This window comes from Kitasatospora sp. NPDC057512 (assembly GCF_042802135.1).
GTDB lineage: Bacteria > Actinomycetota > Actinomycetes > Streptomycetales > Streptomycetaceae > Kitasatospora.
Map to the genome: position 1 here is coordinate 1 of NZ_JBHVET010000227.1, position 11,184 is coordinate 11,184.

Annotated in this window: 9 protein-coding genes; 6 read left to right on the forward strand and 3 right to left on the reverse strand. The window is 73.0% G+C overall.

Features of this window, described 5'->3' with window-relative positions; all coding sequences use genetic code 11:
- Positions 1-98 precede the first annotated feature (98 nt).
- Positions 99-1,628 (reverse strand): MFS transporter, encoded by a 1,530-nt coding sequence (locus ACFU6K_RS17045; RefSeq protein ID WP_380663793.1) that lies wholly within the window; start codon positions 1,626-1,628, stop codon positions 99-101.
- A 111-nt stretch (positions 1,629-1,739) separates the two neighbouring features.
- On the opposite strand from ACFU6K_RS17045, the gene ACFU6K_RS17050 reads away from it, so the two are divergent.
- On the forward strand, positions 1,740-2,630 hold the full coding sequence (locus tag ACFU6K_RS17050; protein WP_380663805.1) for a helix-turn-helix transcriptional regulator: 891 nt from the start codon (positions 1,740-1,742) through the stop codon (positions 2,628-2,630).
- Here ACFU6K_RS17050 and ACFU6K_RS17055 read toward each other — a convergent pair.
- Both ACFU6K_RS17055 and ACFU6K_RS17060 read right to left on the reverse strand, forming a co-directional pair.
- Complete coding sequence (locus ACFU6K_RS17055) at positions 2,627-3,016, reverse strand: hypothetical protein (RefSeq protein WP_380663795.1); 390 nt, start codon at positions 3,014-3,016, stop codon at positions 2,627-2,629. The genes ACFU6K_RS17050 and ACFU6K_RS17055 overlap by 4 nt on opposite strands.
- Complete coding sequence (locus tag ACFU6K_RS17060; protein ID WP_380663796.1) at positions 3,013-3,618, reverse strand: hypothetical protein; 606 nt, start codon at positions 3,616-3,618, stop codon at positions 3,013-3,015. Before ACFU6K_RS17060 ends, ACFU6K_RS17055 begins: the two co-directional genes overlap by 4 nt.
- Positions 3,619-3,753: 135 nt before the next feature.
- Here ACFU6K_RS17060 and ACFU6K_RS17065 point away from each other — a divergent pair, with 135 nt between their 5' ends.
- From ACFU6K_RS17065 to ppdK, 5 genes are all read left to right on the forward strand, one after another.
- Positions 3,754-4,968, forward strand: coding sequence for a histidine kinase (locus ACFU6K_RS17065; RefSeq protein ID WP_380663798.1), 1,215 nt, complete (start codon positions 3,754-3,756; stop codon positions 4,966-4,968).
- Positions 4,956-5,600 carry a response regulator gene (locus ACFU6K_RS17070; RefSeq protein WP_380663799.1) on the forward strand — a complete coding sequence of 215 codons (645 nt, stop codon included), beginning with the start codon at positions 4,956-4,958 and terminating at the stop codon, positions 5,598-5,600. The genes ACFU6K_RS17065 and ACFU6K_RS17070 overlap by 13 nt, the downstream gene beginning before the upstream one ends.
- 2 nt (positions 5,601-5,602) lie before the next feature.
- The gene (locus tag ACFU6K_RS17075; protein ID WP_380663801.1) at positions 5,603-6,436 is read left to right on the forward strand and encodes a DUF4097 family beta strand repeat-containing protein; all 834 of its coding nucleotides are present in this window, start codon (positions 5,603-5,605) and stop codon (positions 6,434-6,436) included.
- Positions 6,437-6,586: 150 nt separating this feature from the next.
- A complete protein-coding gene (gene dusB, locus ACFU6K_RS17080) occupies positions 6,587-7,780 on the forward strand; it encodes a tRNA dihydrouridine synthase DusB (RefSeq protein WP_380663802.1) in 1,194 nt (397 codons plus the stop codon).
- A 564-nt stretch (positions 7,781-8,344) separates the two neighbouring features.
- A complete protein-coding gene (ppdK, locus tag ACFU6K_RS17085) occupies positions 8,345-11,053 on the forward strand; it encodes a pyruvate, phosphate dikinase (protein ID WP_380663804.1) in 2,709 nt (902 codons plus the stop codon).
- The last annotated feature ends 131 nt before the right edge of the window (positions 11,054-11,184 follow it).

The window sequence follows — 11,184 nt, forward strand, 5'->3', positions numbered from 1 at the left end:
CCCGCGACCGGTCGTACCGGTCGCGAGGCCGTCCACCGCCGCAGGAGTCCGGAGCTCGGAACCCGTGAACCGGACCCCGGAGACCCCGAGGCCACGGCTCAGCCGATGGAGCGGGGCAGGCGGGTGGTCAGGTACAGGATGGTGAAGGACCCGAGGAGCTGGATGCCCAGGCAGAGGGCGAGCGCGCGGTCCATGCCGAGGACGGGGGAGAGGGAGAGGTAGAGGGTGCCGAGGGTGGCGACGCCGAGCGCGAGGCTGGACTGCTGGCCGGTGGCGAGGACGCCGCTGCCGACGCCGGCCCGGGCGGCGGGCACCTTGGCGAGGACGACCCGGAACAGCGGGGTGCCGATCAGGCCCTGCCCGATGCCGGCGAGGGCGACGCCCGGGGCCATCCGCAGCGGGGAGAAGTGCGACCAGTCGGCCAGGACGGTCAGGGCGAGGGTGGCGAGGCCGGTGGCCTGGACGACGGCGCCCGCGCTGAGCACCCGGCTGCCCCAGCGGCCGATCAGCCGCGGGCCGGCGAGCGAGGCGGAGAAGTAGCCGACGGCCATCGGGACGAGCGCCCAGCCGGCCGCGACCGGGCCGAGCCTGAGGCCCTGCTGGAGGGCGACCGCGATGACGAACATGAAGCCGCCGAAGCCCGCGAAGTAGGGGAGCGCGATGCCGAGGCCGCGCCGCATCTCCGGGATGCGCAGCAGGGACGGCGGCACCAGCGGGGTGTCCCCGCGCCGCTCGGCGCGCCGCTCGACGACACCGAAGGCGACGGCGAGGACGGGGAACAGCGCCAGCAGCACCCAGGACCAGAGCGGCCAGCCGGCGGCCCGGCCCTCCATCAGCGGGACGAGCAGGGAGAGCAGCGTGGCGGTGAGCAGGACGGTGCCGGGGACGTCGACCCGGGCGGCCGTGGCGGACCGGCTCTCCGGGACGTAGCGGACCGCGAGCACCACGGCGAGCAGCGCGAACGGCACGTTCAGCAGGAACACCGAGCGCCAGCCGGTGCCGAACAGGTCGGCGGCGACCAGCATCCCGCCGAGCACCTGCCCGATCACCACCGAGATTCCGCCGACGGCGCCGTAGACGCTGAGCGCGCGGCCGCGCCGGGCGCCCTCGGTGGCGGCGGTGATGGTGCCGAGCACCTGCGGGATCAGCAGCGCGGCCGAGGCGCCCTGGGCGGCCCGGGCGGCGACCAGGGACCACGCGCCGGGGGCGAGGCCGCAGGCCAGCGAGGTGAGGGCGAAGGCGACGGCGCCGATGACGAAGAGCCGGCGGCGGCCGTAGCTGTCGCCGAGGCGCCCGCCGAGGACGAGCAGGACGGCGAAGGCGATGCCGTAGCCGGCGGCGACCAGTTCCAGGACGGCGGGCCCGGCGGCCAGGTCGTGGTCGATGGTGGGCAGGGCGACGTTGACGATGAAGAAGTCGAGCATCGGCAGGAAGGCGCCGAGCAGGACGGTGACCAGTCCGGCGGTGCCGAGGGTGGCGGCGGGACCGGTGGAGCCGGTGGCAGGACCGGCCGGACCGACGGGACCGGCCGAGCTGGCCGAGCCGGTGCCGGAGGTACGGGCGGCCGCGGTGCCCGGGGTGGTGGCGGCGCGGCTCGTTGCGGGGGCGACGGTGAGTGGTTGGGTCACGGGTCCTACGATCCGCCGCGCCGTACCCTGGTACCAGAGTGTGGTTATCCAGGTATAAGAAGTACCTGGCAACAGGCTTACGGCTGGCGCATGCTGGGGAGCATGAGCCTGATGACCCCCGCCGCGCAAGTCTCCGCGCACGACGCCGCGCACGACGCCGCACAGCGCCGGAGCGCCCCCGGCGAAGCCCGTCGGCACGAGCTGGCCGCGTTCCTGCGCAGCCGCCGCGAGCGCCTGGCGCCCGAGCAGGTGGGCCTGCCGATGACCGGCCGCCGCCGGACACCGGGGCTGCGCCGGGAGGAGGTCGCCCAGCTCGCCGCGGTCGGGGTGACCTGGTACACGTGGCTGGAGCAGGCGCGGGACATCCAGGTGTCCACCCAGGTGCTGGACGCGGTGGCCCGGGCGCTGCTGCTGGACCCGAGCGAGCGCGCCCACCTGTTCACCCTGGCCGGCACGGACGACCCGGCGCCGGTGAAGGAGTGCCCCTCGGTGACCCCGAGCGTGCGGCTGCTGCTGGAGCGGCTGGCGCCGTACCCGGCCGTGGTGCTCAACTCCCGCTACCAGGTGCTGGCGTACAACGCCCAGTACACCGCGTTCGTCGGCGACCTCGACGGGATGGCTCCCGAGGACCGGAACCTGATGTGGATGGCGTTCACGCCCTCGCAGTTCCGCGAGGTGCTGATCGACTACCGCACCGAGCGCCTCGGCATGGTGGCCCGGTTCCGCTCGGCGATGGCCGACCACAGCTCGGAGCCGGCCTGGAAGGCGCTGCTGGCCCGACTGCTCAAGGCCTCGCCGGACTTCGCGGAGGTCTGGCAGCGGCACGACGTGATGCGGCCGGGCAACGGGATCAAGCGCTTCCAGGTGCCGGGCGTGGGGCTGCTGCGCTGCGAGTACACCAACTTCTGGCTCAGCCCGCAGCTGGGGACACGGATGATCACGTACACCCCGCTGGACGACGAGACCCGCGCGCTGATGGACCGACTGCCCGACGCCGCTTAGCCGCGCACCGCCGCGTCCCGTCCGAGCCGCAGGCAGACCACGGCGAGCGGCAGTTCTATGCAGGTGGCCATGACCAGCGCGGCGAGCACCGCGTAGCCCGGCCCGGCGCAGGCGATGTCGGCCAGCGCGTCCCCGGTGAGCAGCAGGGCCACCGCCGCGCCCGCCCACAGCGCGGCGGGGCTGCGCCGGCGCAGCAGCGCGTCCAGCGAGAGCAGGGCGGCGAACTCGGTGAGGTCGAGCACGACCCACGGGGTCTCGTGGCAGACGGCGAGGACCGCCAGCCAGGGCAGCAGCGCGACCGCGGCCAGGACCGGGACCTGGGCGAAGCGCGCAGGCAGGGCGGACGAACGGGCGGGGCCGAGGGCAAGGGCGAAGGTGCTGCTCACGCCGCACCCCGGCCGCGCTCCCGGACCCGCTCCAGCGGCAGCCGCTCGGCGGCCCCGCCCGCCGTGTGCTCGACCCGCACCGCGTCGAACGGCCCCTCGGCCCAGGCGACCCAGAAGCAGTCGGCCACCGTGACCGCCTCGGCCGCCGAGCACACCCGGCGGAACGACCGCCGCCCGGTGAACACCACCGCGGGCGCCGTGCCGTCGGCCGCCAGTCGGCCCCAGGCCAGCACGTGCCGGCTCCGCCCGGCGGACGGGCAGTGCCGGGCCCCGCGCAGCAGGTGCGGGGTGAGCCGGGAGGCGACCATGACGTCGGTCAACTCCCCGTACTGGTACAGCTCCAGCGCGGCGCGGCCGCGGCCGGACGGGACGCTGCGGACCGACCAGGGCCCGGCCCCGGCGGGCAGCGCGCCTTCCGGCAGGGTGCCCTCCGGCAGCTCCCCCTCCGGCAGCTCCCCCTCCGGCAGCGTCCCTTCCGTCGGCGCCCCGTCCAGCAGCGCCCGCTCCGGCAGCGCCCCCTGGGCCGCCGCCGCTCCGGCGGCACTCCCGGGGCCGGGCCGCCCGTGCGGCGGAGTGGCGGAGTGCGATGCAGTGCTCGTCATGCCCTCAAGCCTTCCGTCCGGACCCCCCTCCTGTCGGTGGTGCCCCACACCGAATCGGGGGTGTAGCTAGCTACACCCCCATCGGGAACCCCCCTTCATGGCGGCCCGTGATCACCGGGCCCTACGCTGTCGGCCATGCCCTCCACCACGTTGCGCCGAGCGTTCGTCAGGAGCCTCCGGCGCCCCCCGTGGTCGCCCGAGGTCTGGCGGGACGTCCGCTTCACCGCCGCCGGGATACCCGTGGCGCTGCCGGTCTGGCTGGCCGTCACCGAGTCGAAGCTGCTCTTCCCGGTGCTCGCCGCCGTCCTGCTCTGCACCCACCCGCTGACCGCCGTCCAGCGCGGCCGGCTGCGCGCCCTGCACGGGGTGGAGGTGCCGCCGCTGCGTCCGCCGACGGGGCGCCGGGTCTGGCTGCTCGGGATGACCTGGCGCCAGGTCCTCTTCCACCTGGTGGCCGGCCCGCTGCTGGCGGTGGGCGCCCTGGTGGTGCTGTACGCCTGGGCGGCCGGCCTGGTGCTGGCCACCGTGTACGGCTGGATCTGGCTGCTGCCCGCCGGTACCGCGCTGCGCACCGGCCTGGCCGGGGAGGACGTCCTGCTCACCCTCGGCGGGGTGCTGCTGTTGGCGGTGCTCCCGCTGTCGGGCACCCAGCTGGCCCGGCTGGACGTGTGGGTGGCCCGGCGGCTGCTCGGCCCGGACCGGGCGGAGGCGCTGGAGCGGCGGGTCGAGGAGATCGCCGAGAGCCGGGCCGGCCTGGTCGACGCGGTGGACGCCGAGCGCCGCCGGATCGAGCGGGACCTGCACGACGGCGCCCAGCAGCGGCTCACCTCGCTCGCGATGAACCTGGGCCTGGCCCGGCGCACCCTCAAGGACGTGCCGCCCGAGGTGATGCAGGTGATCATCGACGCGCACGAGGAGGCCCAGGCGGCCATCGACGAGCTGCGCGACCTGGTCCGCGGCCTGCACCCCGCCGTCCTGGAGGACCGCGGCCTGGACGCGGCGCTGTCCGGCATCGCCGCCCGCGCCCCGCTGCCGGTGCGCCTGGACGTCGACCTCTCCGAGCAGATCGCCCCGACCGTCGAGGCGGTCGCCTACTTCACCGTCTCCGAGGCGCTCACCAACGTGGCCAAGCACGCCAGGGCCCGGCAGGTCGACCTCTCGGTGCGGACGACCGGCGGCCGGCTGCGCCTGGTCATCAGCGACGACGGCGTGGGCGGCGCGGACGCCTCGCGCGGCACCGGGCTCACCGGTCTGCGCAAGCGCGCCGCCTCGGTCGACGGCACGATGTCCGTTCTCAGCCCCCTCGGGGGCCCCACCACCATCACCGTGGAGTTGCCGTGCGCGCTGTGATCGCCGAGGACTCGGTCCTGTTGAGGGTCGGCCTGGTCAAGGTCCTGGAGGCGGTGGGCTTCGAGGTCGTGGCCGCCGTCGGGGACGCCACCGAACTGCTGGCCGCCGTCGAGGAGCACCGCCCGAAGGTGGTGGTGGCCGACGTCCGGATGCCCCCGGGCTTCAGCGACGAGGGGGTGAAGGCGGCGATGGTGATCCGCCGGCAGTGGCCGGACACCGCCGTCCTGCTGCTCTCCCAGTACGTGGAGGAGCGCTACGCCGCGGACCTGCTGGCGACCAACACCAGCGGTGTCGGCTACCTGCTCAAGCAGCGGGTGGCCAACGTCGACGACTTCGTGGACGCGCTCCAGCGGGTCGCCGAGGGCGGCACCGCGCTGGACCCGGAGGTGGTCGCCCAGCTGCTGGTGCGCCGCCACCGGGACCCGGTGGAGAAGCTGACCCCGCGCGAGCGCGACGTGCTCGCCCTGATGGCGGAGGGCCGCTCCAACGCGGCGATCGCCGGCTCGCTGGTGGTCAGCGACAGCGCGGTGGCCAAGCACATCAACTCGATCTTCACCAAGCTCGACCTGCCGCAGGCCGAGGACAGCCACCGCCGGGTGATGGCGGTGCTGCGCTTCCTGGAGGTCGGGTAGCGGTGAAGGGGGTGAAGGCCTGGCGGGCCGCCGGGACGCTCGTGATCGTCCTGGTCATGGTCGGCGCCGGACTGCAGACCTGGTCGATGGCGGTGCAGCAGCGCACCAGCACCAGCCGGCCGTACGACAGGGCGATCCACCGGGTCCAGCTGGAGACCGGCCACGCGTCGGTCCGGCTGCGGGCCGGACGGGAGGGCCACGTGGTGGTCCGGCAGAGCCTGGACTGGCTGGTGCGCAAGCCGGTGGTGTCCGCCGTCTTCGAGGGCGACGTGCTCACGGTCGGGATGCACTGCCGGCTGATCCTGCCGCTCGTGGACGTCGGCTGCGGCGCCGAGATCGAGCTGGAGGTGCCGGCCGGGACCGAGGTGTCCGGCTCGGTGACCTCCGGCTCCGTCCAGGTGGAGGGCCTGAGCGGGGACGTGAAGCTGGAGCTGACCTCCGGCCAGCTGCTGCTGTCCGACACCTCCGGGAACGTGTCCGTGCACGCCACCTCCGGTCTGGTGCAGGGCACCAACCTGAGCTCCCCGCGGGTGGCGGCGCAGGTCACCTCGGGCTCGGTGCAGCTGAGCTTCGCGAGGGCGCCGGGCGTGGTGGACGCCACGGCCACCTCCGGCTCGGTGGAGATGAGTCTGCCGAAGGACAGCCGGTACGCCGTCTCCAGCGAGATCGGCAGCGGCAACGGCCGGATCGACCCGGGGCTGGCGGACTCGGCGAGCCCGAACCGGGTGCACGCCGCGGTCACCTCCGGATCGATCTCCATCGTTCCGGGGCAGGCCTCGTCGTTGCCGCCGGACTCGTCGGCGCCCACCGCCCCGTCGGCTCCGTCGGCTCCGTAGCGGAGGCGCTCCGCACCGGAGGCGCCCGCACCGGTGGCGGCCCGCACCGGAGGCGCCCCGGAGCGGGGGAGTCCCGGAGCGGGCGGAGGCCGCTCACCCGGGTGGGGGACAATGGAGAGTCCCGTCCCCACCACCCGAGGTCAGCCGCGCATGACAGTCACGCCCGCACCCACCGCGTCCGGCACCGCGTCCGGCACCGCGTCCGGCACCGAGTTCGCGCCGCTCGACATCGGCCCGATCCAGGTGTGGCCGCCCGTCGTGCTGGCGCCGATGGCCGGCATCACCAACGCGCCGTTCCGCACCCTGTGCCGCGAGCAGAGCGGTGGCAAGGGGCTGTACGTCTCGGAGATGATCACCACCCGGGCGCTGGTCGAGCGCAACGCCAAGACCATGCAGCTGATCAAGTTCGACCCGAGCGAGAAGCCGCGCTCCATCCAGCTGTACGGGGTGGACCCGGTGACCGTCGGCAAGGCCGCCCGGATGATCTCCGAGGAGGGCCTGGCCGACCACATCGACCTCAACTTCGGCTGCCCCGTCCCCAAGGTCACCCGCAAGGGCGGCGGCTCGGCGCTGCCGTACAAGCGCAACCTGCTGCGCGAGATCCTGCGCGAGGCCGTCGCCAACGCGGGCGACCTGCCGGTGACCATGAAGATGCGCAAGGGCATCGACGACGACCACCTCACCTACCTGGACGCCGGCCGGATCGGCGCCGAGGAGGGGGTGGCCGCGATCGCCCTGCACGGGCGCACCGCCGCCCAGCACTACGGCGGGACGGCCGACTGGTCGGCGATCGCCCGGCTGCGCGAGTCCGTCCCGGCGCACATCCCGGTGCTGGGCAACGGGGACATCTGGTCGGCCGACGACGCGCTGCGGATGATGCGCGAGACCGGCTGCGACGGCGTGGTGGTGGGCCGCGGCTGCCTGGGCCGGCCGTGGCTGTTCAAGGACCTGGTCGCGATCTTCGAGGGCGACGTGGACTACGCCCGCCCCGACTTCGGCTACGTGGCCGCCGCCATGGTGCGGCACGCGCAGCTGCTCGGCGAGTGGCTGGGCGACGAGGCGCGCGGCGTGATCGACTTCCGCAAGCACGTCGCCTGGTACACCAAGGGCTTCTCGGTCGGCTCCGAGCTGCGGGTGCGGCTGGCCGGCTCCTCCTCGTTGGCCGAGCTGGCCGAAACCCTCTCCCAGGTGGAGCAGTCCCAGGGCTGGCCGGACGGTGCGGACGGCCCGCGCGGGCGGACCAGCGGCAACAACCGGGTGGTCCTGCCGGAGGGCTGGTTGGACGATCCGTACGACTGCGCCCGCCCGGGCGCTGACGCCGAATCGGACACCTCCGGCGGATGATCTGTACGACCTGGCGAAAATGACCCGTTCGGGTCGATGGCCACCCGGTCCCAGCCCTCTTGTCCATCCTGGACAAGAGGGCTCCTTTTCGGCGTCCGGACGTCACGCAACGGGCACGTTTCTGGACGCAGTGCGACGATCGGCGCAGGCGCTCTACGTTCGATCGCTGAGACGCGCTGGTGACGCTTGCCACACGCGGTGGGGGCTGACGGCAGGTCAGTGGACGAAATGGACAGGTCGACTGTGAATCGCTTCCCGAAGTCGGCCGACCGGTGATCGGGCGATCCGGGTGCAGGAAATCAAGCCGGGGCAACGCCATGGACCCGCGCTCGCTACGGTGCGTCCGGATCGCACGATCTTCGCGTGTGCATGCCTTCAAGAGTTGAACGCCAGCTCGCGTCAGGCGGACGATTTCACCAACAGAGGTGAACGCCTTTATGCGCTTTCGATCTAGCGGGTTACCGCTGGGTACCAGCCTCGGGTGGCCTATTCAGGGCAGAGAAGTGCCTTCGAAATGGGTATGTTCTCCGGCGTCAGGGCAACCGCGTACGAGGAGACCGACCCGTGCCGTCCCAGCAGAAGTTTGTTTACTCCTTCACCGAAGGAAACAAGGACCTCAAGGATCTTCTTGGCGGCAAGGGCGCGAACCTGGCCGAGATGACCAACCTGGGCCTCCCCGTCCCTCCGGGGTTCACCATCACCACCGAGGCCTGCAAGGTCTTCCTGGAGACCGGCAGCGAGCCCTCCTCCCTGCACGAGGAGATCAGCGCCCACCTGGACGCCCTCGAGCAGGAGATGGGCAAGAAGCTCGGCCAGGCCGACAACCCCCTCCTGGTCTCGGTCCGCTCCGGCGCGAAGTTCTCCATGCCCGGCATGATGGACACCGTCCTCAACATCGGTCTCTCCGACGCCTCGGTGGCCGGCCTCGTCGCCCAGTCCGGCAACGAGCGCTTCGCCTGGGACTCCTACCGCCGCCTGGTCCAGATGTTCGGCAAGACCGTGCTGGGCGTCGACGGCGAGCTGTTCGAGGAGGCCCTGGACGAGGCCAAGCACGCCAAGGGCACCGTCAACGACCTGGACCTGGACGCCGCCGACCTCAAGGCGCTGGTCGAGGTGTTCAAGGGCATCGTCGAGCGCGAGACCGGCCGGGCCTTCCCGCAGGACCCGCGCGAGCAGATGGACCTCGCGATCCACGCCGTCTTCCACTCCTGGAACGGCGACCGCGCCCGGCTGTACCGCCGCCAGGAGCGCATCCCGAACGACCTGGGCACCGCGGTCAACGTCTGCACCATGGTCTTCGGCAACCTCGGCGAGGACTCCGGCACCGGCGTCGCCTTCACCCGCGACCCCTCCACCGGCACCCAGGGCGTCTACGGCGACTACCTGTCCAACGCCCAGGGCGAGGACGTCGTCGCCGGCATCCGCAACACGCTGCAGCTGTCCGAGCTGGAGAAGCTCGACAAGAAGTCGTACGACGAGCTGATGGCGATCATGCAGAAGCTCGAGAACCACTACCGCGACCTCTGCGACATCGAGTTCACCATCGAGCGCGGCAAGCTCTGGATGCTCCAGACCCGGGTCGGCAAGCGCACCGCCGCGGCCGCCTTCCGGATCGCCGTCCAGCTGGTCGACCAGGGCCTGATCGACCTGGACGAGGCCCTGATGCGGGTCACCGGCGGCCAGCTCTCGCAGCTGATGTTCCCGCGCTTCGCCCCCGACTCCGAGTCGAAGCAGATCGCCAGGGGCCTGGCCGCCTCGCCCGGCGCCGCGATCGGCAAGATCGTCTTCGACTCCTACACCGCGGTGAAGTGGTCGCGCTCCGGCGAGAAGGTCATCCTGGTCCGCCGCGAGACCAACCCGGACGACCTGGACGGCATGATCGCCGCCGAGGGCATCCTCACCTCGCGCGGCGGCAAGACCTCGCACGCCGCCGTCGTCGCCCGCGGCATGGGCAAGACCTGTGTCTGCGGCGCCGAGGAGCTGGAGGTCGACACCAAGCGCCGCCGGATGACCACCGCCGACGGCCTGGTGCTGGAGGAGGGCGACGTCGTCTCGATCGACGGCGCGACCGGCAAGGTCTACCTCGGCGAGGTGCCCGTGCTCCCCTCCGCGGTGGTGGAGTACTTCGAGGGCACCCTGCACGCCGGCGCCGACGTCCAGGGCGGCCTCGTCCAGGCCGTCCACCGGCTGATGTCGCACGCCGACGGCCGCCGCCGCCTCGCGGTGCGCGCCAACGCCGACAACGCCGAGGACGGCGGGCGCGCCCGCCGCTACGGCGCCCAGGGCATCGGCCTGTGCCGCACCGAGCACATGTTCCTCGGCGAGGAGCGCCGCAAGGAGGTCGAGCACCTGATCCTGGCGGACAACGACAAGGACCGCGAGCTCGCTCTCTCCACCCTGCTGCCGCTCCAGAAGGGCGACTTCCTGGAGCTCTTCCAGGCGATGGACGGCCTGCCGGTCACCGTCCGCCTGCTCGACCCGCCGCTGCACGAGTTCCTCCCGGACATCACCGAGCTGTCGGTGCGCGTCGCCCTCGCCGAGGCCCGCAAGGACCCGAACGAGAACGACCTGCGCCTGCTCCAGGCGGTGCACAAGCTGCACGAGCAGAACCCGATGCTCGGCCTGCGCGGCGTCCGCCTCGGCCTGGTCATCCCCGGCCTGTTCGGCATGCAGGTCCGGGCCATCGCCGAGGCCGCCGCCGAGCGCCGGCTGGCCGGCGGGGACCCGCGCCCCGAGGTGATGATCCCGCTGGTCGGCACCGTCCAGGAGCTGGAGCTGGTCCGCGACGAGTGCGAGCGGGTGCTCGCCGAGGTCGCCCGGTCCACCGGCGTCAAGCTGGACATCAAGCTCGGCACCATGATCGAGCTGCCGCGCGCCGCGGTGACCGCCGGGCAGATCGCCGAGGCCGCGGAGTTCTTCTCCTTCGGCACCAACGACCTGACCCAGACGGTCTGGGGCTTCTCCCGGGACGACGTGGAGGCCTCGTTCTTCACCGCCTACCTGGAGAAGGGCATCTTCGGGGTCTCCCCGTTCGAGACCATCGACCGCGACGGCGTCGGCTCGCTGGTCAGGCACGCCGTCGAGGCCGGCCGGGCCACCCGCCCCGACCTCAAGCTCGGCGTCTGCGGCGAGCACGGCGGCGACCCGGACTCGGTCCACTTCTTCCACGAGGTGGGGCTGGACTACGTCTCCTGCTCCCCCTTCCGGATCCCGGTGGCGCGCCTGGAGGCCGGCCGCGCCGCCATCGAGACGGCGGGCAGCGACTCGCGCTGAGGAGGGTAGGCATCCCCACCTCACGCGCGGGTACGACTGACCGCTAGCCCCTCCCGTCGGGAGGGCGTACACCGGAGCTCGGCGCAGGAGAACCGGCGTACGTCACACGGCCGGGCGGGAACGGACAACGG